The following is a 23,869-nucleotide window of genomic DNA, read 5'->3' as shown; positions in this document are numbered from 1 at the left end:
TCTTTGTGAAGGGTGAGGTCATCAAGACCGTGCCGGAGTCGAAGATCGTGGAGACGCTGATCGACGAGGCCATGAAGATCGCCGAAGAGATGGAGAAGGCCGGCGTCGAGTCGGGCGAACCGCAGATCAGCGTCGCCGGCTGACGAGGCGCCTACGCGGAGCGCCTATGCGGCGCGGCGGACGCGGGGTGGGGCTGGAGGCTCGCTCCCGGCCCCACCCCGGTGCGGCGCGCCAGCGCGGCGCGGCGGACCCGGACCTGGCTGGGGGCTCACCCGCAGACCCACCCCGTGCCGTGTCCGCCGCGCCCCACGACGGACTCGCGCCCGAAGCGGGACGGAGCGGGGCGCCTGCGCGGCGCGGCGGGCCCCGGGGTTGGCCGGGGGGCTCGCTCCCAGGCCCACCGGTGTCGTAGAACCCTGGAGCCACGCAGGGCGCCTACGCGACGCGGCGGACTCGCGCCCGAGGCGGGGCGCCTGCGCGGCCTGGCTGGAGGCTCGCCCCCAGGCCCACTCGGTGTGGTGAAGCCCGAGGCCGGGCGGGCGCCTTCGCGGCTCGGCGGACACGGAGCTCAGGGCCCGGGCCCGCACCTTCCGCCGGCCTCACGCCCAGACCGGTGCGAGGCGCCTACGCGGCGCGGCGGACTCGCGCCCAAGGCGGGGCGCCTGCGCGGCCCGGCTGGAGGCTCGCCCCCAGGCCCATCCGGTGTAGTGAAGCCCGAGGCCGGGCGGGCGCCTTTCGCGGCTCGGCGGACACGGAACGCAGGGCCCGGGCCCGCACCTTCCGCCGGCCTCACGCCCAGGCCGGTGCGAGGCGCTCACGCGGCGCGGCGGGCCCGGAGTTGGCCGGGGGGCTCGATCCCAGGCCCACCCGGTGTCGTAGAACCCCGGAGCCACGCAGGGCGCCTACGCGGCGCGGCGGACTCGCGCCCAGGGCGGGGCGCCTGCGCGGCCCGGCTGGAGGCTCGCTCCCAGGCCCACCCGGTGCGGTGAAGGCCGCAGCCGAGCGGGCGCCTACGCGGCTCGGCGGACACGGAACGCAGGGCCTGGGCCCGCACCTCCGCCGGCCTCACGCCCAGGCCGGCGGGGCGCCCACGCGGCGCGGCAGGCCCGGAGTTGGCCGGGGGCTCGCCCCCAGGCCCACCCGGTGCGGTAGAGCCCTGGGGTCACGCAGGGCGCCTACGCGGCTCGGCGGACACGGAGCTCAGGGCCCGGGCCCACACCTTCCGCCGGCCTCACGCCCAGACCGGCGGGGCGCCCACGCGGCGCGGCGGACTCGCGCCCAAGGCGGGGCGCCTTCGCGGCCCGGCTGGAGGCTCGCCCCCAGGCCCACCCGGTGCGGTGAAGGCCGAAGCCGGGGCCGCGCGGAGCGCACGCGCGGCGGCCTCGGCGCCCGGCGCCTCGGGCCCATCCCCCCGTGGCCTCGCGCCCGGGGCGGGGCCACCGGCGCGCGTTCGGCGCTTGTGTGTCGGCGCACGCGCGGCGGCGCTCGCGCTTCGGGTCGGGCTCTTCGAGCCCGGCGGGTGCGTGACGTGAGCCCGCCGGTTGGTGGGCCAGCCGCGACCCGGCCTGAGTCGCACGCCGCCCAACGGTCTGTCCGCCCATCCGGCCGGCGTCACCGCCGGGGGCCGTGGGGCGGCGCACGGGGTGGCGCGGGGCAGCGCTGGAAACGGTCACGCCGAGGGGCGGTCACGCGTGTGCGTGGCCGCCTCTCGGCGTGCGTACGTCGTCGCCCTGGTCGCGTACGTCGTCGCCCTGGCGGGCCGGGGGGCTGGGTGGGGCGGGGTCGCAGCCGCGCCAGGTGGTGGGGGACGCGGGCTGGCCGGGGCGGGCGTGCGGGGGTGGTGGTGTGCGCCGGGGGGCTGTGCGGGCGTACACGGGGAGGGTCCCGGACGGTTCAGCGGAAGCTGGCGCGTACCGCCCCCGTCGAGCGTCGAGGAAGCACACCATGACTCCGGTCCAAGCCATCTGGTGGACCCTGGTCCTCGCCCCGCTGGGGCTGCTGGCCGTGCTGGTCGCGTTCTTCGTACGCCGCTCGGCGGTCAGGGCGGGCCGCCCCGTGCCGGGCTGGGTCCGGGTCGTCGAGGTGGTGGGGGTGGGCCTGGTGGTGATCGTGGCGTTCGTCAACACGGCCGGGGGGAGCCAGTAGCCGGCGGGCCGTCGTGACCCGCCCGTCGCGAGCTCGCGCGGGGCCGGCGCCAGGGCCGGGCCCATCCGCCAGGGCCGGACCCACCAGGGCACCCGCCAGGGCGGGACATGCCAAGGCCGGCACCGACGTGCGGTGCCGGCCGGGCGCGGGCCCGAACCCGTGGCCTATCCGGGCGGGCTCACTTCCACGGATCGGTGAAGGACCGGCCGGGCACCGGCTTGGCGATGAGCGCCACCGAGGCGAAGAAGCTCACCTGCCCGATCGCGAACATCAGCGTGGCCAGCGCCTTCGGCGCGTAGTGCTCGGCCGCCAGCGCGTACAGCTCGTCCGGGACCCGCTCACCCGCGACCGCCGGCCGCAGCACGGCATCCACCAGCGCCAGCGCGGCCCGCTCGGCGGCCGTGAAGTACGGCGAGTCCGGCCAGGACACCACCGTCGTGATCCGCTCCTCCGACTCGCCGGCCTTCCGCAGGAACCCCGTGTGCAGCACGGTGAGATAGCTGTTGCCGACGAGTTGCCCCGCGCGGAGCTGCACCAGGCTGATCGTGGCGCGCGGCAGCGAGCCGTTGCCGACGAGCTTGAACAGCGCAGCCGAGACCTCCGCCAACTCGGGCACCAACTCCTTCGGGTCCTCCGCCATCCGCGGCACCGTCGGGACCTCCGCCGTGATCGAACGCGTTTCCATCGCCGTCTCCCCTGCTCGTCTGTGGTGCTGTCACCGACCTGACGGAACGCGAGGACCGGATGTGACCACCACCCGGCGACGGATCGCGGCGGGGCCGCGCCGGCAGGTCCCGGCGCTGGCGCCCCCTCGGCCGGGGCGGCGCCCCGGCCAGGACCTCACGGGCTGGTGAGCGCGGTGACCAGGCGGCCGGGCGGCGTCCGCGCCGCGCGGATTGTGCGGGCACGCGGGCCCGGCCGGGCGCCCGGCGCACGGCCCGGGCGCCCGTGCCCGACGCGGCCCGCCCGGCGCGGGCCCACGGGCGGACCCACGGGTGGGCCGTCGCGCGTCAGCGCGCGGGTCAGTGGCAGCCCGAGCCGCGCTCCCACTGGGACCAGGAGCCCTCCGGGTAGCTGTAGCGCACCCGCTCCCACAGCTTGCCGTCGGTACCGGTGATCGAGATGTAGAACGTGTCGTGCGGCAGTTGGCAGATCTCGGCGCCGCTACGGGCCACGCCACCCAGGGACGACCAGGAGTTCCACTTGCCGGACGTGTTGGTCCAGCGCGTCCACACGGCGTAGTCCGTGCCGATCGCGAACTCCTGCTTGACGCCGTTCTTGAAGGTGTACTGGCTGATGGCGTACTCGCAGATCACCTTGCCGCCACCGCCGACGTCGCACACGTCGGCCTGGGCCGGCGCGGCGGCCACGGCGAGTCCGGCGACAGCCGCCGCGGCGACGAGTGCGGCCTTCGTTCTCTTCAGCTTCATCCCTGCACGCTTTCTCCGGTGGTGCGCCGGCGCACCACCGGAGGTGCGCCCGTACGCGAACGTCGGCCGGACGCGCGCTCACGCGCCCCGCCACCTGCCCACCGACGCTCTCACCCGCTGCTCACGCACCGCTAACGCGACGCTGCCGGGGTGCGGGCCGCCCCGTCGACGCGGCGGCGCGGACGCGCGGAGGCGCGAGGTGCGGGTAGGTCGGGGATGTGCGGGGCGGGAGGGGAAACGACGGGCCGGGGCGTGGGTGGGCCTGTCGGCGTGCGGGAGGGGGTTCGTCGCGGAGGCCCTGATACGCGGGTGCGGAGGGTGGCAGGGGGACGGGGCCGCCTGGCCGTGGTGGCCGGGCGGCCCGTCGCCACTCGTGGCGCGTCCGTCTCAGATACCGACGTCAACCTTCGTGGAGGTGTGCGAGCTCTGGTATCGGGGGCTTCCCGCGAAGTCCGCCTCGACTCCGCTGGCCATGCCCTTCACGCCGCTGAAGATGCGGCTGAACTGCGAGGGCGGCCGGCACTCCGCCTTGCCCTCGGGGTCCGTGGTGGCTTCGCCGACCTGCCCGCCCCGGTCGTAGCTGAAGGTCACGTGCTGTCCGCTGACTCCCCTGCCGTTCGGCTCGGTGAGATGGGCGACCAGCCGACCCGTACCCGACGTGATGTCGCCGACGGGCGGGTCCATCGTGAGCTTTGTCGGCGTCCTTTCCGAGGAGTCTCCCCCGTGGTTTCGCTTCGACATGACATCGTCCTTACCTGATCGCGTTCCTTGCTTCTCCGTGGGTTGCCGGGGCTTTCTCAACAGCCCCGTTCCTCAAGTCTTGCACCCATTCGGAGGGGTCGCAGCCGGCGAATTAACGATAACCACGTCATTAAATCCCGTACGCCGAAACGGTCATGGCACCGCGGCGCGGACGGGCCGCCCGAAACAGCGCGTCAGGGGATGAGGCGGCTGGTGAATCCGGCACGTACGAGGAACGCGTACGCGGCCCGCACGTCGTCCGGGACCTCCTGCTCGATGGCGAAGCCGCGTCTCGGATACGCGACGACGCGCTGGAGTTCGCCAACCACCATGTCCACAACGAACTTCTCGTCGCCGATGCCCTGCAGATAGGCGTCGAACTCCAGCGGCTCCGAGGCACAGCGCACCTCGACGTCGGGCCACAGTACGCGTGCTGTCGCGTACGCACGCCGTTCCGCGTACGGCTTGCAGACCAGCAGCACGGAAGTGGGGTGAATGCCGGCCCCGGCGATGGCCTCCCGGGAAAGCGTGATGTTCTGCCCGGTGTTCGTCGCGTGCGGTTCCAGGAGAATCGCGGACGAGGGAACGCCGAGGGCCAGGGCGTGCTCGCGGTAGTGGACCGCCTCGCCACGCGGAAAGACCTCGACGGTGGTGGGGCTGTTGGCGCCGGTGAACACCAGGGTCGGAAAGAGCCCGGCGTGGTACAGCTCGGCGGAGCGGCTCGCGACGCCGAGGTCGTGACTCCCCAGTCCGATCGCCACGTCGACGGGCCGCGACGCGTCGTGTCCCATCCGGTGGTAGTCCCAGATCAACCTGGCCCGCCGCCGTTGCTCCCCGCTGATGCTCCCACCCCGCACGCACGCCTCCTGGTTCACCGCTGCCGGTGCCGCCCATCCTCCGCGACGGCGTCGAGGACGCCGGCACCGGCCTCCCGCTACCAGGCCGCCAGGCCGCCAGCTCAACGCCGGGTGGTCCACGACGTGTCCGAGCCCAGCGGCGGCGTCGGAGGTGTGGCCCCGGCGCCCGGTGGGAGTCCGGCTACGCCCTCAGCCCTCGGAGGAACGCCGCGAAGTCGTCGGCCAGTGGCGTGACGCGGAAGGCGTCCTCCTGGTCGACGTGGACGACCCTCGGTTCGCCGGTGGCGCCACGGGCCCGGTAGTCGAGGGCGAGCATGTCGTGGCCGGCGGAGGGGGTGTCGGCGAAGTAGACGCCCAGGTCCGGGTACTCCCACTCCTCGATCCAGAAGCGGCTGCCGAACTCGCCACCGAGCGAGTTCGGCTTCGTGCGGCCGATGCCGTGGATGCCGTTGAGGGCGATCCGGGGCCGCTCGTCGTGCGTCGGCGGGCCGGGCAGCGGGAAGTGGGCCCGGTGCGGGACGCCACCGTTGTGGGCGTGGGCCAGGGCGACGTACGAGGCGGGCAGCCGGTAGCCGCCCAGCTCCGCCTCCAGGTCGGCGATCAGCTCCGGGGTCGGGGGCGCCTCGACGTAGTCGCGCAGCGCGTAGGGCGAGTCGTCCCAGAAGTCGGTGGCGTCGAAGCCCTCGATGCCCGCGATGTACCCCATCAGGTCCGCCCCTCGTCCGCTGTGGCCTGCGAGTGTAGGCCCGCCACCGCGCGGGGGCCCCGGGAGGGGCCGGGCCCGCGCGGTGGGGGTGGGTCAGCGGCCCAGGTAGGTCTCGGCGATCAGGAAGGCCAGGTCGAGGGACTGGGCGCGGTTCAGGCGCGGGTCGCAGAACGTCTCGTAGCGCCGGCGCAGGTCGTCCGCGTGGACCTCGCCCCCCACGCACTCGGTGACGTCGTCGCCGGTCAGTTCGACGTGGATGCCGCCAGGGTGGGTGCCGAGGGCGTGGTGGACCTCGAAGAAGCCCCGGACCTCGTCGAGCACGTCGTCGAAGCGGCGGGTCTTGTGGCCGCTGGGTGCCTCGAAGGTGTTGCCGTGCATCGGGTCGCACACCCAGCCCACCTGGGCGCCGGAGGCGGTGACCTTCTCGACCAGGGTGGGCAGCCGGTCGCGGACGTGCCCGGCGCCCATGCGGACGATGAAGGTGAGCCGGCCCGGTTCGCGGTCCTGGTCCAGGCGTTCGACGAGGGCGAGCACCTCGTCCGCGGTGGCCCCGGGGCCGATCTTGACGCCGATGGGGTTGCGCACGCGCGAGCAGAACTCGACGTGGGCGCCGTCGAGTTGGCGGGTGCGCTCGCCGATCCAGACCATGTGGCCCGAGAGGTCGTAGAGCTGGCCGGTGCGCTCGTCCACGCGGGTCAGGGCCGCCTCGTAGTCCAGGACGAGCGCCTCGTGCGAGGCGTACACCTCGGCGGAGTGCGTCCGCGCGGGGTCCGCGCCGCAGGCGTGCATGAAGTTCAGCGCGCGGTCGATCTCACGGGCCACCGCCTCGTAGCGCTGCCCGGAGCGGGAGGTCTTGACGAAGTCCTGGTTCCAGGCGTGGACCTGGCGCAGGTCGGCGTAGCCGCCGCCGGTGAAGGCGCGCACCAGGTTGAGGGTGGCGGCCGACGCCTGGTACATGCGCTTGAGGCGCTCGGGGTCGGGCCGGCGGGACTCCTCGGTGAACTCGAAGCCGTTGACGGAGTCGCCCCGGTAGGCGGGCAGGGTGACGCCGTCGCGGGTCTCGGTGGGCTTGGAGCGCGGCTTGCTGTACTGGCCGGCGATGCGGCCGACCTTCACCACGGGCACCGAGCCGGCGTAGGTGAGGATCGCGCCCATCTGCAACAGCGTCTTGAGCTTGTCGCGGATCTGGTCGGCGCCGACGCCGGCGAAGGACTCGGCGCAGTCGCCTCCCTGGAGGAGGAACGCCTCGCCCCGGGCGACGGCGGCCAGCTTGTCGCGGAGTTGGTCGCACTCGCCGGCGAAGACCAGGGGCGGGGAGGACTCCAGGTCGGTCAGGGCCGCGCGCAGGGCCCGCTGGTCGGGCCAGTCGGGTTGCTGCGCGGCGGGCAGGGAACGCCAGTCGGGCCGCTCGGCGGCGGGCGCGGGCGGGGTGCGCCTGGTGTCGACCGTCTGTGTGTTCATGGGGTGTCGTGTGCGGCGGGCCGGTGGGCCGGCCGCTCTCCTCTCTGGACGCTGCGTGGCACTGTCGTCGGTCACATGGGGGGTGTGATCGGGGTACGAGCAGGTGTCGCGGGGCGCTCGTCGCGGTGGTGGGGTGGGCGGCGGTGTGGGGTCGGCGCCGCCCGGGGGCGGGTGCGGGCGGCGTGGGGCTCCGGGTGTCAGCGGGTGGCCGGCCCGGGGGCGGGTTCGGTGGCGGTCGGGTATCCGGAGTCCGCCGCGTGCGGGGCGTACGCCACCGCCGGCGGCGCCGTCGGCCGGGCGCGGGGTGGGTGTCCCGGGCGTGCCGCGGGCGCGGGGTGCGGCGGGGCGGCGGGGTCGGTCGTGGTCGGCGTGACGGTCAGGGTGACGGCCGCGACCATGTGGTCGCCGACGACGCGACAGCGCGCCGTGGCGCCCCGCAGCGCGGCGGGGGCGGGTTCGGCGGCACTGACGGAGAGCAGCACCGGCGCGTCGGTGGTCGGCGCGGGCTCGGTCCACTCCAGGGTGACGGAGCGGAACGCCAGGCCCTCCTGTCGGGCCACGGGCAGCGCCTTGTACAGCGCCTCCTTCGCGCAGAACAGCCGCAGCACCGCCAGATCGGGGCGGCGGGCGGCGCGCACCCGGGCCAGCTCGGCGGGTGTGGCGGCGTACCGGCGGGCCGCGTACAGGCCGTCGGCGGAGGCCAGCGGCTCCATGTCGAGCCCGATGGCCAGCCCGTCGGTGGCCGTGACCGCGCACAGCGCCAGCTCGTCGGTGTGGGTGAGCGAGCCGCGTACGCCACGGGGCCAGCCCGGGGCGCCGCGCTCGCCGGGCAGGGGCCAGTGCGGCGCGCCGGTGAGGGCGGCGGTGGCGCGGGCCGCCGCGAGCCGGCCGGCGGCGTAGGTGCCGCGCCGCCTGGGGGCGGCGAACTCGGGCAGTCCGGCGCGGACGGCGGCGGGCAGCCCGGAGAAGGGCAACTCGCCGACGGCGGCGTGCGCCACCGTCACCGCCCCACCGGCGCCGGCACCGCCGTGGGCACGGCCACGGCCGTCGGCGGGCTCGCCTACCTCCGCGACGCCGTGCGGGGCGCCGGGGGCTCGCGTACCGAGTCCGCCGGCGGCGGTACGCGCCCGGGCGTCGAGGCCACCAGGGCCGGCGCGGCGTAACCCGGCACCGTCCCCCGCGCCCGCGCCGCCGCCCGGGTCCACGCCGCCGCCCGCGTCGCCGCCGTCTCCGGTCGCGCCGGCGCCCGCCGGCGCGTGGCCCTCCGGCGCGCGACCGAGGCCGCCACGGGAGCGGGCCAGCCCCAGGCCCCGGCCCAGACCGCGTACGGCGCCACCGCCGCCGTACGCCCACCGGGCGTGGCCCGGCGCGGTGGCGAACAGCTCGGCGACGCGGGCGTCCATGGTCACCGGCGCGTTCTCGTCAGGTGGGCGACCGCGTTGGCGACGACCTGGTGGCCGGTGCGCCCCTCGCCCGACATGATCGACTCGGGGTGGAACTGCACGGCGGCCAGCGCGCGTTCGGGTGCCTCCACCGCCATCGCGACCGACCCGTCCGCCGTCACGGCCGTCACCCGCAGGCCGTCCGGCACATGGGCGGGGTCGGCGTACAGCGAGTGGTAGCGGCCGACGTCGAAGGTCTCGGGCAGACCGGTCAGCAGGCCCGACTCGACGGTGGTGCGCCGCACGCGGGACGGCTTGCCGTGCACGGGCGCGGGCAGGGTGGCCAGGTCGCCGCCCAGATACTCCACGATGCCCTGCAGCCCGAGGCAGACGCCGAAGACCGGGACGCCGAGCCGCTCCGCCTCGGCCAGCGTCGCCGAGACCTTGAAGTCGGCGGGCGTGCCCGGGCCGGGCGAGAGGACCACCAGGTCGGGCCGGCGCTCCCCGATGAGCTCCAGGTGGCCGCCGCTGCGGTAGGTCTCCACGGCGGCGCCGGTCTCCCGGAAGTAGCCCGCCAGGCAGTGCACGAACGAGTCGCGGTGGTCGACCAGCAGGACGCGGCGCCCCTGCCCCGGCCGCTCGCGCACCTCGGCGCGGGCCGGCGGCGGCGTCTGGCCGGCGAGGATCTCCAGCAGCGCCTTGGCCTTGAGCTCGGTCTCCGCCTCCTCGGCCACCGGGTCCGAGTCGTAGAGCAGCGTCGCGCCGGCGCGTACGGTGCCCACGCCGTCCCTGACCTGGATGGTGCGCAGGGTCAGCACGGTGTCCAGGCAGCCGTCGAAGCCGATCCGGCCGACGGCGCCGCCGTACCAGCGGCGTGGCGAGCGCTCGTGCCGCTCGATGAACTCGACGGCCGCCAGCTTGGGCGCGCCGGTGACGGTGACCGCCCACAGGTGCGCCAGGAAGGCGTCCAGCGCGTCGAACTCGGGGCGCAGCTCGCCCTGGACGTGGTCCACGGTGTGGATGAGCGTGGAGTACATCTCGATGCCGCGACGGGCGGTCACGGTGACCGTGCCGGGCACGCACACCCGCGACTTGTCGTTGCGGTCCACGTCCGTGCACATGGTCAGCTCGTGCTCGTCCTTGGCGGAGTTGAGCAGTTCGCGGATGCGCTCGGCGTCCTGGAGGGCGTTGGCCCCGCGCCGCACGGTGCCGCTGATCGGGGCGGACTCCACCAGGAAGCGTTCGGTGTCGGCGTCGATGCCCCGGCTGACGCGGACGAACATCTCCGGCGAGGCGCCCACCAGGTACTCGCCCTCGCCCAGGTTCATCAGCAGGCTGTGCGGCGCGGGGTTGCGCTCGTACAGGCGGCGGAAGAGGCCGGCCGGGGTGCTGGTGCAGGCGTGCTGGAACGTCTGGCTGGGCACCGCCTCGAAGAGGTCACCGGAGCGGAACAGCGGCATCGCCGCCTCCACCACCCGCGCGTACTCCCCCACCCGGTGGTCGCGCCGCACGCGTCCCGGGCGGCCGGGCACGAACGGCTGGGCCGGGGTCGCGGTGGGCAGCCACCGGGTGCTGGCGGTCTGGGTGTGGAAGTCGTAGCGGTGACGTACCGCCGTGTCGCCGCGCAGGTCCAGGTCGTACAGGGAGTCCGGCAGGTGGAGCACCATGTCGCGGTCGCCGGCGGCGCGCTCCTGGTGCCCGTCCATCGGGTCGACCTGGAAGATCAGGTCGTAGCCGAACGCGCCGAACAGACCCAGGAGTTCGTCCTCCGGTACGGCCAGGCCGGCGACGAGCGCGCGGATCGCGGCGAAGACCCCGACGTGGCGGGTGCGGTCCTCCTCCGCGAAGACGCCGTGCGGTGGGGCGCCGTGGACGTGCAGCGTGTCCCCCTCGACGCGGACCGTGCCGGGCAGGTCGGCCAGCAGGGCGCGGGCGACCTGCAGCAGCACCCGGCCGCGTTCGTTGAGCGCCGTCACCGCCAACCGGTCGCCGCGCGCGGCGACCTCCAGCGGCGGGTCGACGTAGCCGATGATCCGGTCGCCGCCCCGGAAGAGGACCATGCCGCGCCGCTCGTCGAGCGCGGCCTCCAACTGGGCGCGGGTCGCCGCGGCGCTGCCGGCGTGCTCCGTCGTACGGACCACCTCGACCCCGGCCGGAGTGGTCCAGCGACCCGTCTCCGCTCGCGCTTCCTGGGCCGTCCCCGTCGTGTCCGTCGAGGTCATCCCCACCGTTCTCCTCCATGGCTGCGTGCGTGCGTCGATGCGTGTGGTGGTGCGTGCGTGCGCTGGTACGTCGGGTGGCGTGTGCGGTGACGTGCGTGTGGTGGCGGGTGCGGGGGGGGGCGCGTGTCGGGGGTCGGGGCACATACGGTGAGGTCAACTCGCCGTGTACGTACCGCAGTTGGCGCGACCTGGGCGGGGCGGCGACTGTTGGCCGTCGCCCCGCCGGCCGCGCTGTCGGGTCAGCCCTGGCCCGCTCCGGCGGCGCCGCCGCCCGCGCCGGCCGCGGCCTTCTCGCCGGCGTCGGCCTGCGCCGCCCGGGCCTCCTTCGCCTCGGTGGCGAGCCGGTCCCGCAGCACCCGGCGCAGCAGCTTGCCGGCCCCGTTGCGCGGGATCTCGTCCACGAAGTGCACGGCGGTGGGCCGCTTGTAGCTGGCCAGTTCGCGGGCGCAGGCGCCGATCAGCTCGGCCACGGTGGGCGGCTGGTCGCCGGCCGCGACGAACGCCACCGGCACCTCCCCCCACTCGTCGTCGGGCGTGCCGACCACGGCCACGTCCAGGACGCCGGGCTGGGTGGCGAGCACCCGCTCGATCTCGGCGGGGTAGACGTTCTGGCCGCCCCGGATGAGCACGTCGTTGCGCCGGTCCACCAGGTAGAGGAAGCCGTTCTCGTCCGCGTACCCGACGTCGCCGGTGCGCAGCCAGCCGTCCCGTACGGTCTTGGCGGTGGCCTCCGTGTTGCGCCAGTACAGCAGCATCATGCCGTCGCCACGGACGCAGATCTCGCCGACGCCGCCGACCGGCGCCGCGTTGCCCGAGTCGTCCTGCACCTCGATGTGGTAGCCGGGCAGCATACGGCCGGCGGTGGGCAGCACGGTGCCCGCCACATCGAAGGGCCACTCGCCCCGGCGGAAGAGGTGGGTGGCGATCGGGCCGCCGCCCTCGGTGATGCCGTAGATGCTGCGCATCGGGGCCGGGAACTTCTCCAGGCACTCCCGCAGCAGCTCCTGCGGCATCGGGGCGCCGCCGAACATGATGTCCGTCAGGCTGGAGAGGTCCGCGCCCGCGAACGCCTTGGTCCGCAGCACGAACCGGGCCATCGACGGCACCAGGAACGTCTTGGTCGCCTTGTACTCGGCCACGTCGGCCAGCCAGCGCTGCGGCGTGAACTCCGGCTCCAGGACGAGCGCGCCGCCGGCCGCGAACAGCGCGAGCCCGATGACGACGCTGCCGTGGAAGAGCGGGCAGGGGTTGATCATCACGTCGTCGGCGGAGAAACCGACCTCGGCCGCCATCGCCGTGTAGCAGGCGGAGACCGAGCGGTGGGTGACCGCGACCCCCTTGGCGTGTCCGGTGGTGGCGCTGGTGTGCAGGATCGCGAAGATGTCGTCCTGCCGGGGCAGCGGCAGCTCGCGGGCCTTGGTGGCCGCCATCTCCTCGTACGCCTCGGAGCCGATCGACACCCGCCAGCCGGAGCCGAAGGCGTCCCCGAGCCGGTCGAGGATCGGCTGCTCGGAGAAGACGCCGACCGGCTCCACGTTGCGGACGATGTGCTCGACCTCGGGCGCCGGGAAGGACGGGTTGATCGGGCAGACCACCACGCCCGCCTTGCCGCCCGCGACGTACAGCTCCAGGACCTCGACGCGGCTGCGCGAGCTGACCGCGATCCGCTGGCCCTTCTCGATGCCCCGCTCCAGGAGCGCGGTGGCCAGCGAGTCGGTGCGCTCGTCGAACTCGCGCCAGGTCAGGCGGCGGTTCGGGTCGGCCAGGGCGAGCTGGTCAGGCCGCAGCAGCCGGTTGCGCTTGACGAAGTGCGCCATCCACATCAGCGGGCCTCCCCGCTGACGGCCGGGGCGGCGCCGGCGGTGTCGGACGCGTGGGTGGCGTCGGCCGCCTCGCGGGAGGCGAGCACCTGGTTGATGCCGTCCAGGGTGTGCAGCGCGCCCAGTTCGTCGTCGTCGAGCGCGGCGCCGGTGCGCTCCTCCAGGGCGAGGGCCAGCCGGATCAGGTCCCCCGAGTTGAGGCCGGCGTTGATCAGGTCGGCGTCGCCCGGCACGCCCTCGATGAGCTGCGGCAGGTCAACGAACTCCAGCAGGAGGCGGTGGCCGGGGGTCAGGTGGTCGCTCATGGGGTTCCCTTGCTTGTCGAGGTGGGTTCGGGGACGGAAGGGGGCGGGAAGGCGGTGACGCCCGGTGGGTGCGGGCGCGGGCGCGACGCGGGCGGTGCGGGCGGGGCCGGGGCCGGGAGGCCGCTGGCGGTGGGCCGGCGCGGCCGGTCGGGTGGCGGGCGTGGGCGGGACGGTGTGGGCGGGGCGGGCGGTCCGAGGGGGGAATCCCGGCACGGTGGGTACGGCTCGGGGGGTGGGTCGCCGCACCCGTCCGCCCCGCCTCACCTGGCGTCGAGTCGGACCAACTCCCCCGACGCCAGCTTCCTGGCCACCTCAAGGCGCTTGACCTTCCAGGTGGCGGTGTGCGGAACGTCCTCCCAACGGCACTGCACGGGAGGCGCCAGCGCGGGCAGCCCGGCGGTCGCCCGCTCCCACGCGGCGCGGTCCAGCGGCCGGTCGCCCCGGGTGCACACCAGCGGCACCGGCGGCCCGTCGGACACGGGGATCAGCACGGCCTCGGTGAGCTGTCGGATCTCCTCCAGGATGTGGTCCTCGGCCCGGAGCAGACTGTCCACCCCGCTGCCCTGGTCCACGATCCGGTCGTAGAGGTGCAGACAGCCGCGCTTGCTGACCACGCCGACGTCGCCCATCGCCCACCAGCCGTCCACCCGCTGGTCCTCCTGGCCCAGGTAGGCCGGGGTGACACCGGCCGACTTGCCGTAGATGGCGCCGAGTTGGCCCCTGCCCAGCCGCCGGGTGTTGCCCTCGTCGCTGATCCGCAACCGGGTGTGGCCGATCATCGGCCGGCCCACGCAGCGGCCGTCGGCGCACCCCTTGCCGGTGCGGTGCAGCTTGATGGTGAGCGGCCCGGTCTCGGTCTGCCCGTACGCCTGGAGGTAGCGGGCCCCGGGGCGGCCGGCGGCCAGCAGCGTACGGATGGTGCGCGGGTGGGCCGCGTCGAAGGAGCTGATGAACATCCGTACCTGGGCCAGGAGTTCGGGCCGGGCCTCGGCCGTCTCCTCCCAGCGGATGAACGCGTTGGGCAGCGTCTCCACGATCCCCGGGCGCACCCGGGCCAGCATCCGCTCGGCGTTGCGCGGGTCCGGGTCGGTCATGAAGCCCAGCGGCAGCCCGACGGCGAGCACCGTGAGCATGCCCGACATGGCGCGCGCGTGCACCGGTGAGACGCAGGTCAGGTACGGGTCGCGGAGGCGCACCACGCGCAGGAAGTTCACCTGGGGCTTGGCGTGCCCGGCGAAGCTCTCCACGGTGTGCAGCACCAGCTTGGGTACGCCGGTGGTGCCCGAGCTGTGCGTGATTAGCTGCGGCGCGTCCCTCGGCGGCACCAGCGAGTCGGGCAGCTGTCCCGGCGGCTGGTCCTGGAGCGCCTCGCCGTGACGGCCCGGCTTGCCCACGTACAGCCGGGGCGGCAGCGCCGCGCCCACCTCGTCCAGCGCGCCGGCCGACTCGGTCTCCGCGTCCGTGACGATCGCCGCCGGCTCGCCCCGCCGCACGTGCAGGCCGAGCGAGGTGGACCCGACGTCGGGGTGGGTCAGGATCGGCACCGCGCCCACCCGGGCGCAGGCGAAGGCCAGCAGGATGACGTCGAAGTTGGCCCGCTTGACGACGAGCACCCGGTTGCCCGGCAGCACGCCGGCGCCGACCAGCAGCGCGGCGGCGCGATCCACCAGCCCGGCGAAGCCCGCGAAGTCGATCGCGTCCCCGGCCTCCGGGAACAGGTCCAGGGGCCGGTCCAGCTGGATCGGTACGTCGGGGTGTCTACGTGCCGCTTCCTGAGGCGCGGTGGCCAGTGCCAGCGTGGCACGTATGCGTCCCATCGGTCCGCTCCCCCTTCCTGGGTTCTGGTCCTGGTGCGCCCGGACCGCGTCCGGCGCCTGGTGGTGGTGCCTGGTGTGGAGTGGGGCCGTGGTGCCCGGTGTGGCACCCGGCCGCCCGGTGCCGCGCCGGTCGGCGCGGCGGTGACCTGCGCGCCGCCCGCCGCCCCGACCGGAGGTGGCGCGGGGCCGCGCCCGGCCCGACGCGCGGGCCCCGGCCCCGCGCCGTACGCCTCGCGCGGTGGGGCCGGCGTCAGAACGGGTCGCGGTCGGGACGCCACGGCGCCGGGCGCCGGGCCCCACGGGTCGCGGCGCCCCGCCGGCCGGCCAGTGGGCGCGGCCGTGGCCCCGGGGCCGCCGGCCGCACCCCGAAAACCGCCGCCCCCCGCAAGCCCGTGGAACACGCGGAATCGGAAGCGGAATGAATGGGACGGTCAGCGGATCGACGTACGCGGTACGCGGGCGTGCCGCAATTCGTGGCGTTCGCCCGACACCCGGGGGAGCGAAGGACGCGGCCGGCATCCGACGGCGTGAACGCGTGCGCGATACAGACGATCGGAAGATACCCGCGCACGGCGCCTTCCGGAATCTCCGCCACAGAGATCACAGAACGAAATTCAACGATCGACGGAGCCGCGAAATTGCCGGCGAGTTGCCGTTCGATGAAGAAGTTATCGCACGGTGACAGCGACTTCGGTGGCACCCTTCCCGCAGCTGGCGCGGGGCCCGCGTTCACACCGTTCACCGCGCCCGACACCGGGCGGGCACAGGCGAGTTGGCCGTGGTCAACGCGGCGCACGGCGGGAAACCCCCGTTTCTTGCCCGGCACGTCGCATTCCCCCTCAGTTCGTTCACGGATCGCATCGGCTGCGTATCGCGGGCGTCGGCGTGGTCGCGGACACCCCCGGAAGGAAACACGGAGGGGCACCAGGAGTCGAGACCAATCCCGCGCGACAGAAGAGGGCGGTGCGGACCCTCTGGTGCTCCCCCGAGCGCAGCACCACGCTACGGTGGCACAAGGGGCCGCGCGTATGGCAGATAACTGCCTAGGCAATGCCTCTCGCGGCACCCGGATGTGATGTCGCACCGATTGGTTAAAACCCCGTGACACACGCCGCCACATTGCGGTAATCGCGGCTTCACGGCGCCCGCCTGGGCCATCGTGGTCAGCGTCGTGATTCACCGCTATTCACCGCTCGACCACCGCGCGCCCGGCCCGCACCCGCGCCCCGGGCCCGTGCCGAACCGAGGAGCCCCCGTTGTCACCTCGCCATCCGCTGCGCGCGCTGTCCTGCGCCCTGCTGCTGCTCGCCTGTGCGGCGTGCGACGGAGCGTCAGGTTCCGACACGGGCCAGGGAGCCGGCCCGCCCCGGCCCGGCGCCGCCGGCCTCGGTGACCGCCTCTTCCCGGGCCTGGGCAACGGCGGCTACGACGTCACGCACTACGACCTGGCCCTCGACTACGCGCCGGAGAGCAACCGATTGCGCGGCACCGCCACCCTCACCGCCCGCGCCACCAGCGGACTCAGCTCCCTCAACCTGGATCTGACGGGCCTTCGGGTGACGCGGGCCACGGTCGACGGGGCGCCGGCCCGGGTCGCCCGGCGGGGCTCCGAGCTGACCCTGATCCCGCGCCGGGCGCTGGCCGACGGGCGCGCGTTCACGGTGCGCGTCGAGTACGCCGGGACGCCCCGCACGCTCGTGGCCGACGACGGGAGCGAGCAGGGCTGGATCGAGACCGACGACGGCGCGGTGGGCCTCGGCGAACCCTCCGGCTCCGCGACCTGGTTCCCCGGCAACCACCACCCCAGCGACAAGGCCACCTACGACATCGCCGTGACCGTGCCGAAGGGCTACACGGCGGTGGCCGGCGGCGCACCACGCGAGACCCGACACGAGGGCGACCGCACCACCTTCGCCTGGCGCGGCACCGAGCCGATGGCCAGCTACCTGGCCACGGTCGCCGTCGGCACCTTCGAGCTCCACACCCGGGGCGACCTCCGCCCGGCCGCCGCCCCGGGCGCCCACGAAACCGCGCGCACCGGGGACGGGCGCGACCGGCGGGCCGGCGGCGACGTGCCGCAGTACGTGGCGATCGACCCCGAGCAGGCCGCCGACAGCGAGCACGTCGCCGACGACCTCACCGAGCTCATGGACTGGGAGAGCGGCCTCTTCGGCGCGTACCCGTTCTCCTCGACCGGCGCCATCGTCGACGACGCCCCCGACCTCGGCTACGCCCTGGAGACCCAGACCAGGCCGTACTACAGCACGGCCCCCGATGCCTACCTCCAGGCGCACGAGCTGGCCCACCAGTGGTTCGGCAACTCCCTGACGCCACGCACCTGGAGCGACGTGTGGCTCAACGAGGGCTTCGCGACGTACACCGAGTGGCTGTGGGAGGTCGAGCGGGACGACGAGGGACGCGAGAGCGCCGACACGATCTTCCGCGACTACTACGACGGCTCCGACGACCAGAGCGAGGGCATCTGGGCCTTCCCACCCGGCACCCCGCCCAGCGCGGAGCGGCTGCTGGACCCGCCGGTGTACGGGCGCGGCGCGATGACCCTGCACCGCCTGCGCCAGACCGTCGGCGACCGCGTCTTCTTCGCCATCGTCCACGCCTGGGTCGCCGAACACCGCCACTCCACGGTCACCACCAAGGAGTTCATCGCCCTGTGCGAGAAGATGTCCGGCCGCGACCTGGGCGACCTGTTCCAGACCTGGCTGTACGAGAAGGGCAAGCCGAAGCTGTCGTAGGGGCTGGCCGGCGGGGGCGGGGGGCCTGAACGGGCTGGGGTGCGGGGGCCCGGGTGGGCGGGGCTGGGTTGCCGGGGCGCGGGGTGGCTCGGGTGGACGGGGCGCGGGGTGGCTCGGCGAGCGGTGGGCGGTGGGGTGGCCCGGACGCGTTGGGGTGCGGGGGCCCGGGTGGGCGGGGTTGCCGGGACGCGGGGTGGCCCGGGTGGGCGGGGCGCGGGGTCGCCCGGGTGGGCGGGGCGCGGGGTGGCCCGGCGGGCAGTGGGGTGGCCCAGGCGGGCCAGGGCGGGAGGTGACCCGGCGGGCGGCGGGCGGGAGGTGACCCGGCGGGCGGTGGGGTGGGATGGGTGCTCCCGGCTACTCCCGCGCGCCGGCGAACGCTCGTCGGTACTCGCGCGGCGGCACCCCGACGTGCAGCCCGAAGTGGCGCCGCAGGTTGGCCGCGCTGCCCAGGCCGCTGCGCTCGGCGACCTGCTCGATGGGCAGCGTGGTCGTCTCCAGCAGCGTCTGGGCGCGCGCGAGCCGCTGGTTGAGCAGCCACTTGAGCGGCGTGGTCCCCGTCGCCGCCTGGAGCTGTCGGAAGAACGTCCGTGGGCTGACACCGGCGCGCCGGGCCAGCACGGGCACGGTCAGCGGCTCGTGCAGCCGCTCGGCGGCCCACTCCAGGACCGGTCCCAGCCCCGCCTCGTCGGACTCCGGCACCGACAGGTCGATGAACTGCGCCTGGCCGCCGGCCCGGTGCGCGGGCACCACCATCCGCCGCGCGAGCTGCCCCGCCACCCCCGCCCCGAGGTCACAGCGCACCAGGTGCAGACACAGGTCCAGGCCCGCGGTCATCCCGGCGCTGGTCAGCACGTCGCCGTCGTCCACGTACAACACCGAGTCGTCCACCGTGACCTTCGGATAGCGCCGGGCCAGGTCGGCGGTGTGCATCCAGTGCGCGGTGGCCCGGCGCCCGTCCAGCAGGCCGGCCTCGGCCAGCGCGAACGCGCCCGTGCACAACGACACCATCCGCGCGCCCGACTCCGCCGCCAGCCGCAGCGCGGCCACCAACTCGGGCGGCACCGGCGCCTGCCCGTCCACCACTGACATCGGCACCGACGGGACGATGACGGTGTCCGCCGTCGCCAGCGCGTCCAACCCGTACCGGGTCCGCAGCGCGAAGCCGTCCAGCGACGGCGCGAACGGCGTCCCCTCCAGCGCCGCGGCCGCCGGGGTCGCTTCCGCCGCCCGCTCCGGGGGCAGCGGGCGCGGCGAACACAGCCGCAGCGTGTACCAGGAGTCGGAGAGGTCCGGCTGCGCCTTGCCGAACACCGAGCACGCTATGGCCAGTTCGTACAGGTCCCACAGCGGCAGGTCGAACTCCTCCACGACGGCGACGGCCACCGTGCCGGGCCTCACCCGCCACTCCGGCGCCCGGCGCGACGGGAGGCGAGAGACAGGGAGTCAGGCGGAAGGTCCATGGTCCGAACGGTACGGCAGGGCACTGACATCGCCTGGCACGAATTTTGCGCGCGACGTCACTCCAGCCGCTGTCCGGCCCGCGCGGCCGATGCGAGCGTAGGTACCCGACGGGGCGAGCGGGCGGGCCACACCAGCCCGAAACCGCAGGCCAACCAGGGTGCCGGGCACGTCCGCACCAGCTCGCGCGCCAACCACCCCCCGGCGCTCACCCGCCCCCAGACACCCGTTGCCGTACGCCGTCACGCACCCATCCCGCCACCTCGACCCACCCACCTGGCCAGCCCGGTGGGGGCACCCAGCCAGCCCCCTGAGGGGACACCCGCCCAGCCAGCCAGCCCATCCGACCACTCACCACCCACCACAGGAGCGCCACACACCATGAGCACCCACCACACCCAGCCCACCCCGCGGCCCGTGACGGCGACCAACACCACGGCCACCCCCACCTCCCCCGCCACCCCTGTCGCCACCGCCGGACAGCCGGCCGACACACCCTCCGCGCAGGGCCCACGGGCCACCGTGAGCGTGCTCGGACTGGGGCTGATGGGGCAGGCCCTGGCCGCCACCCTGCTGAACGCCGGCCACGCCACCACCGTCTGGAACCGCTCCCCGAACAAGGCGACCGACCTCGTCACCCAGGGCGCCACGCTCGCCGCGTCGGCGCGTGACGCGGTGGCCGCGAGCGAGATAGTGATCGTCTGCGTCACGGAGTACGACGCCGTACGCGCCCTGGTCGAACCGCTCGCCGACGCACTGCGCGGCCGGGTCCTGGTCAACCTCACCTCCGGCTCGTCCGCGCAGGCCAGAGCGGTGGCCGCGTGGGCCGCCGAGCACGGGATCGACTACCTGGACGGCGCGATCATGGCCATCCCGCCGGTCGTCGGCACGCCGCACGCCTTCGTCCTCTACGCCGGCCAGCGCGCCGCCTACGAGTCGGCCGAGCCCATCCTGCGCGCCCTCGCCCCCGAAGGCAGCACGCTCCTGGGCGCCGACCACGGCCTGTCGTCGCTGTACGACGTCGCCCTGCTCGGCCTGATGTGGGGCACGCTGAACAGCTTCCTGCACGGCGCGGCCCTACTGGGCACGGCGGGCGTGCCGGCCGCCGAGTTCGCGCCGTTCGCCAACCAGTGGCTCTCCTCGGTCACCGGCTTCGTCTCCGCGTACGCCACCCAGATCGACGCCGGCGCGTACCCCGCCGAGGACGCCAAGATCGACACCCATCTGGCGACGATGCACCACCTCGCCCACGAGAGCGAGGCGGCCGGCATCGACACCACGCTGCCGCACTTCGTGACAGCCCTCGCCGAACAGGCCGCCGCCAAGGGGCACGGCGCCTCCAGCTACGCGGCGCTGATCGAGCGGTTCCGCAAGCCCACGACCACGCCCGAGCCCGGCGCGTGACCCGTCCCGGCCGCGCCACCCCGCCACTCGCGGCGGGGCAGCGCGGCCGGCCACGCGGGATGGGTGGGCACCCCAGGGTGGGCGGGTTCCCCAGGGTGAGTGGGGCGGGCGACACACCCGGCCGCACCCGACCGTCGCCCCGCACCAGCTCCCACTCCCTTGCCCCGCAGCCCCACCCCGGGGCTACGGGGCTACGGGGTGATGGTGCGGCCCGCCACGGCGGTCGGGGTCGTCGACCCGTCGGCCGAGATCTTCGGGCGAGCGGCGGAAGGGGCGGGAGCGGGGGTGGGAACGGCGGCGGGGGTGGGCACCGAGACCGGCCCCGGATCGCTCGCCGACACCGCCGCCGCGCCCCGTACCCCGCCGGCCTCCGCCACCGCCTCGGGACGCCGACCCGCCCGCCAACGCCGCAGGTCGGGCACGAGGGTTCCGATCCCGGCCACCGCCATGAGGACGCCGAGCCACACCGGGGCACGCAGCCCGAAGTGGTTGATGCCGACACCGCCGACCGCCGAACCGATGATGATGCCGAACGTGATGAACGACGAGTGCACGCTGTTCACCAGCGGCCCGGCGTTGCTGACCCGCTGCACCCGGGTGATCATCGCCGGGTTCATCGTGACGCCGACCAGCCCGATGCCCATCATGAAGGCCACGGCCGGCACCTTGACGTGGGCCAGCAGCGCGAAGCCCGCCAGGAAGCCCGTGTTGAGCACCAGACCAACCAGCAACACCGGCAGGGTGTGCCGGTCAGCGAGCCGCCCCACGACGCTGTTGCCCACCACGGTGGCCGTCCCGTACGCCACGAGCAGCAGCGGCACGGCGCCCGTACCGAAGCCGGTGACCTCGGTCAGGATCGGGTTGAAGTAGCTGAACGCGGCGAACGTGGCCCCGATGATCAACGTGGAGGTGGACAGCACCAGCCACAGCCGAGGGCTCCGCAACACCCGCGCCTCGCTACGGAGGTCACCGCCGCCCTCGGCACGCTCCAGCGCGGGCACGCCGACGACCGTACTGAACGCGGCCAGCAAGGTCAGCGCGGAGATGACCCAGAAGGCCGCGCGCCAGCCGAAGTGCTCGCCGACCAGCGTGGACAGCGGCAGCCCGAGCAACGTGCCGAGCATCAGGCCGTTCATGGCCACACCCATCGCCCGCCCGCTCTGTCCGGGCCGCGCCAGCCGCGCGCACAGGGCGAGCCCCACACCGAAGAACGCCTGCGAAGCCGTGCCGGTGACGACCCGCGCGACCAACATGACCGCGTACGAGGTGGCCGTGGCGGCCAGGACGTTGCCGGCCAGGAAGATGGCGAACACCACCATCAGCGCCGACTTCTGCGGCATCCTCAACAGGGCCACGGTCAGAAAGGGCCCGCCGAAGGCCATGGCGACAGCGAACGCGGTGATCAGATAGCCGATCTGGGCCACGCTGACGTCCAACCCGTCAGCCATCTGCGGCATCAGCCCGGCGACGACGAACTCACTCGTGACCATGGAAAAAATCCCCAGGGCCAATACGTAGATGGCACGTGGCACGGCAGTTGCTCCTGTGAGGGTGAGATGAGAAATCGAATGACTACGGCAAGGTTTTAGATAGATCAGTACAAAACTTGCCCAGGCCGGAACACGCCACCCTCCGGGCAGCGATACGTCAGCCGTATACGACCGTCAGGAATGCGGAGACGGAAAAGACCCACACGACACGTGAAGGAAGGGACACCCAACCGTCACCCGCGAACGGGCCGGTCTCAGATCAGGGCCCCCAGAGTCGTCTCGGCGATCGACTCCAACGCGGCCCGGTCGGCGCCCCCCTGAGCCGAGACGCGCATCCCGCCGATCACCGCGTTCAGAAACCGGGCCAGCGAGTCCGCGTCCCGAGCCGTCGAGAGCTCGCCGTTCCGCTGCCCCTCCTCAATCACGGCCCGGAACCCTGCGAGCCGCCGCTCCAGATCCCGCTCCAGCAGCGCAGCGGCCTCCGGATCACGCCCGGCGAGCTCGACGGTGGCGTTCACGGTCAGACACCCGACGCTCCGCCCCTCCACCCGACGCTCGAACTCCCCCTCCACGACCACGTCGAACAGCGTCCGCAACCGCTCCACCACCGACCGCTCCACATCCTCCAGAACAGCCAGCTGCATAGCGGTCATGCCTTCCATGTACCGCGTCAACGCCCGCGTGAACAGCTCGTGCTTGCTGCTGAACGTGTTGTAGATACTGCTGCGCCCCAGCCCCGTGGCACGACAGAGATCCTGAGTGGAAGTGGCCTCATACCCCTTCACCCAGAACTCCCACATAGCCGCGTCCAGGGCCCGCGCCTCGTCGAACATCCTCGGTCGGGCCATACCCCCACCGTAACAGGTTATGGACTGGTCGGTGCAATACCCCCGAGCGGCGCGCCTCGGAACCACCTGGGCGCAATACCCGCCCCACGAACGCCGCGCCCACCCCCGTGAAGGGTGGGCAGCGGGAAGGATCGGTCCTGCCGCAGCGACTTGAGCACCACCCGCCCCACGGGGGCGAGATGGAGTTCAAGGAGTTCGAGCGAGGGATCGAAGTGCTGGGAGAGGCGTTCGAGGCACGGCACGAGCCAGCCTCCGGAGGCGAACTCGCCCCAGTACCTCACCGCTGTCCAGCCAGGCATGCAGGTGAGGGGCCACGGCGCGGAACGGCGCGCCCCCGGGCCGCCGTCTGGGCTGGGGTTCGAGTCGCTGCCCTACGCCTCGAACCCCACCACCAAGCCCCGACCCCCGCGACCACGGTGCCGGAACTCCGCCACCAGGAAGAGGAGTTCCGGCACGCCTGGGGGGCACGTGGGGCTCTACAGCCAGGTCGTGCAGCGCAGGCACGAAGGGGCCTCAACCGCCCGCGACCTCGTCCCGACCCTCGACGAAATGCCGCACACAACACCTGCAGCAGCGTCTACCGACTCCGAACCGATCAACTCGCGCTCCGACACGGCGATGTCACCCAGGAAGTTCTCGCACACCTCCAGCGAGACAGGCCCCTCTGGCCTGCGGATTCGCCCGGCGAGCGGCATGGCACCAACACACATGCCCAGATATTGAAGCGGAGCATCCAGGGCGCCGCCCCAACCCGCGGAATCTTGGATGCCAGCTATCCCCTCCAGCACGGCAGGGCTTCATCCGGCACATCACCGGTGCAGCGGTATACAACAGAACCCAAATCGGCCATTTCTGCCACTATCGCATGAGTTGCACATTTCCGTGAAATATCCTCGCCCACCGAACGGACGGCTCGCCATCATGCGATGACAAAACGCAACTCGAACAAATCTACCCTGGGGCATTTCTCGGTGGCCCGATGCGTGCCGTCCACCTCCTTGAGGCCCAGCTGAGGGACCTTCCACAGGTC

At 73.9% G+C, this 23,869-nt stretch carries 17 protein-coding genes and 1 pseudogene; 4 read left to right on the top strand and 14 right to left on the bottom strand.

Annotation, left to right across the window (positions count from 1 at the left end; translation table 11 throughout):
- Positions 1 to 143: pseudogene (locus tag ACFVFR_RS19925) on the top strand (4-hydroxy-3-methylbut-2-en-1-yl diphosphate synthase); the annotation flags it as partial.
- A 1,801-nt stretch (positions 144 to 1,944) separates the two neighbouring features.
- Positions 1,945 to 2,145 (top strand): hypothetical protein, encoded by a 201-nt coding sequence (locus tag ACFVFR_RS19920; RefSeq protein ID WP_383703382.1) that lies wholly within the window; start codon positions 1,945 to 1,947, stop codon positions 2,143 to 2,145.
- A 178-nt stretch (positions 2,146 to 2,323) separates the two neighbouring features.
- Here ACFVFR_RS19920 and ACFVFR_RS19915 read toward each other — a convergent pair whose 3' ends face one another.
- From ACFVFR_RS19915 to ACFVFR_RS19865, 11 genes are all read right to left on the bottom strand, one after another.
- On the bottom strand, positions 2,324 to 2,830 hold the full coding sequence (locus ACFVFR_RS19915; protein ID WP_383703380.1) for a carboxymuconolactone decarboxylase family protein: 507 nt from the start codon (positions 2,828 to 2,830) through the stop codon (positions 2,324 to 2,326).
- 337 nt (positions 2,831 to 3,167) lie between these two features.
- A complete protein-coding gene (locus ACFVFR_RS19910) occupies positions 3,168 to 3,575 on the bottom strand; it encodes a hypothetical protein (RefSeq protein WP_383703378.1) in 408 nt (135 codons plus the stop codon).
- A gap of 387 nt (positions 3,576 to 3,962) precedes the next feature.
- Positions 3,963 to 4,316 (bottom strand): hypothetical protein, encoded by a 354-nt coding sequence (locus ACFVFR_RS19905; protein ID WP_383703376.1) that lies wholly within the window; start codon positions 4,314 to 4,316, stop codon positions 3,963 to 3,965.
- Positions 4,317 to 4,510: 194 nt separating this feature from the next.
- Complete coding sequence (locus ACFVFR_RS19900; RefSeq protein WP_383703374.1) at positions 4,511 to 5,173, bottom strand: YdcF family protein; 663 nt, start codon at positions 5,171 to 5,173, stop codon at positions 4,511 to 4,513.
- Positions 5,174 to 5,354: 181 nt separating this feature from the next.
- On the bottom strand, positions 5,355 to 5,879 hold the full coding sequence (locus tag ACFVFR_RS19895; protein ID WP_383703372.1) for an SMI1/KNR4 family protein: 525 nt from the start codon (positions 5,877 to 5,879) through the stop codon (positions 5,355 to 5,357).
- 93 nt (positions 5,880 to 5,972) lie between these two features.
- A complete protein-coding gene (locus ACFVFR_RS19890; RefSeq protein WP_383703370.1) occupies positions 5,973 to 7,340 on the bottom strand; it encodes a class II 3-deoxy-7-phosphoheptulonate synthase in 1,368 nt (455 codons plus the stop codon).
- A gap of 197 nt (positions 7,341 to 7,537) precedes the next feature.
- Positions 7,538 to 8,743 (bottom strand): 4'-phosphopantetheinyl transferase superfamily protein, encoded by a 1,206-nt coding sequence (locus ACFVFR_RS19885; protein WP_383703395.1) that lies wholly within the window; start codon positions 8,741 to 8,743, stop codon positions 7,538 to 7,540.
- Between the two features lie 2 nt (positions 8,744 to 8,745).
- On the bottom strand, positions 8,746 to 10,944 hold the full coding sequence (locus ACFVFR_RS19880; RefSeq protein WP_383703368.1) for an anthranilate synthase component I: 2,199 nt from the start codon (positions 10,942 to 10,944) through the stop codon (positions 8,746 to 8,748).
- A gap of 239 nt (positions 10,945 to 11,183) precedes the next feature.
- The gene (locus ACFVFR_RS19875; protein ID WP_383703366.1) at positions 11,184 to 12,767 is read right to left on the bottom strand and encodes a class I adenylate-forming enzyme family protein; all 1,584 of its coding nucleotides are present in this window, start codon (positions 12,765 to 12,767) and stop codon (positions 11,184 to 11,186) included.
- Positions 12,767 to 13,069, bottom strand: coding sequence for a phosphopantetheine-binding protein (locus ACFVFR_RS19870; protein ID WP_383703364.1), 303 nt, complete (start codon positions 13,067 to 13,069; stop codon positions 12,767 to 12,769). Before ACFVFR_RS19870 ends, ACFVFR_RS19875 begins: the two co-directional genes overlap by 1 nt.
- A 260-nt stretch (positions 13,070 to 13,329) precedes the next feature.
- Positions 13,330 to 14,886: a class I adenylate-forming enzyme family protein gene (locus ACFVFR_RS19865; RefSeq protein ID WP_383703361.1), complete on the bottom strand. Its 1,557-nt coding sequence runs from the start codon at positions 14,884 to 14,886 to the stop codon at positions 13,330 to 13,332.
- A gap of 1,256 nt (positions 14,887 to 16,142) precedes the next feature.
- Between ACFVFR_RS19865 and ACFVFR_RS19860 the strand changes: the two genes are divergently transcribed.
- On the top strand, positions 16,143 to 17,639 hold the full coding sequence (locus ACFVFR_RS19860; protein WP_383703359.1) for a M1 family metallopeptidase: 1,497 nt from the start codon (positions 16,143 to 16,145) through the stop codon (positions 17,637 to 17,639).
- Between the two features lie 354 nt (positions 17,640 to 17,993).
- On the opposite strand, the gene ACFVFR_RS19855 is transcribed toward ACFVFR_RS19860, so the two are convergent.
- On the bottom strand, positions 17,994 to 19,037 hold the full coding sequence (locus ACFVFR_RS19855) for a GlxA family transcriptional regulator (protein ID WP_383703356.1): 1,044 nt from the start codon (positions 19,035 to 19,037) through the stop codon (positions 17,994 to 17,996).
- A 441-nt stretch (positions 19,038 to 19,478) separates the two neighbouring features.
- Here ACFVFR_RS19855 and ACFVFR_RS19850 point away from each other — a divergent pair, with 441 nt between their 5' ends.
- Complete coding sequence (locus tag ACFVFR_RS19850) at positions 19,479 to 20,501, top strand: NAD(P)-dependent oxidoreductase (RefSeq protein WP_383703354.1); 1,023 nt, start codon at positions 19,479 to 19,481, stop codon at positions 20,499 to 20,501.
- 191 nt (positions 20,502 to 20,692) lie between these two features.
- On the opposite strand, the gene ACFVFR_RS19845 is transcribed toward ACFVFR_RS19850, so the two are convergent.
- Positions 20,693 to 22,033 carry an MFS transporter gene (locus ACFVFR_RS19845; RefSeq protein WP_383703352.1) on the bottom strand — a complete coding sequence of 447 codons (1,341 nt, stop codon included), beginning with the start codon at positions 22,031 to 22,033 and terminating at the stop codon, positions 20,693 to 20,695.
- Between the two features lie 212 nt (positions 22,034 to 22,245).
- Positions 22,246 to 22,839, bottom strand: coding sequence for a TetR/AcrR family transcriptional regulator (locus tag ACFVFR_RS19840; RefSeq protein WP_383703350.1), 594 nt, complete (start codon positions 22,837 to 22,839; stop codon positions 22,246 to 22,248).
- Positions 22,840 to 23,869: the final 1,030 nt, after the last annotated feature.

Origin of the sequence: Streptomyces sp. NPDC057702, assembly GCF_042799315.1 — a bacterium.
Classification (GTDB): Bacteria; Actinomycetota; Actinomycetes; order Streptomycetales; family Streptomycetaceae; genus Streptomyces.
Note: the sequence above shows the minus strand (reverse complement) of the source record. Positions and strands in the feature narration are given on the sequence as shown.

Coding starts and splice junctions, on each gene's coding strand:
- ACFVFR_RS19910 (WP_383703378.1), bottom strand. CDS start 3,575: ATGAAGCTGAAGAGAACGAAGGCCGCACTCGTCGCCGCGGCGGCTGTC.
- ACFVFR_RS19865 (WP_383703361.1), bottom strand. CDS start 14,886: ATGGGACGCATACGTGCCACGCTGGCACTGGCCACCGCGCCTCAGGAA.
- ACFVFR_RS19880 (WP_383703368.1), bottom strand. CDS start 10,944: ATGACCTCGACGGACACGACGGGGACGGCCCAGGAAGCGCGAGCGGAG.
- ACFVFR_RS19885 (WP_383703395.1), bottom strand. CDS start 8,743: ATGGACGCCCGCGTCGCCGAGCTGTTCGCCACCGCGCCGGGCCACGCC.
- ACFVFR_RS19920 (WP_383703382.1), top strand. CDS start 1,945: ATGACTCCGGTCCAAGCCATCTGGTGGACCCTGGTCCTCGCCCCGCTG.
- ACFVFR_RS19850 (WP_383703354.1), top strand. CDS start 19,479: ATGAGCACCCACCACACCCAGCCCACCCCGCGGCCCGTGACGGCGACC.
- ACFVFR_RS19875 (WP_383703366.1), bottom strand. CDS start 12,767: ATGTGGATGGCGCACTTCGTCAAGCGCAACCGGCTGCTGCGGCCTGAC.
- ACFVFR_RS19840 (WP_383703350.1), bottom strand. CDS start 22,839: ATGGCCCGACCGAGGATGTTCGACGAGGCGCGGGCCCTGGACGCGGCT.
- ACFVFR_RS19905 (WP_383703376.1), bottom strand. CDS start 4,316: ATGTCGAAGCGAAACCACGGGGGAGACTCCTCGGAAAGGACGCCGACA.
- ACFVFR_RS19870 (WP_383703364.1), bottom strand. CDS start 13,069: ATGAGCGACCACCTGACCCCCGGCCACCGCCTCCTGCTGGAGTTCGTT.
- ACFVFR_RS19890 (WP_383703370.1), bottom strand. CDS start 7,340: ATGAACACACAGACGGTCGACACCAGGCGCACCCCGCCCGCGCCCGCC.
- ACFVFR_RS19895 (WP_383703372.1), bottom strand. CDS start 5,879: ATGGGGTACATCGCGGGCATCGAGGGCTTCGACGCCACCGACTTCTGG.
- ACFVFR_RS19915 (WP_383703380.1), bottom strand. CDS start 2,830: ATGGAAACGCGTTCGATCACGGCGGAGGTCCCGACGGTGCCGCGGATG.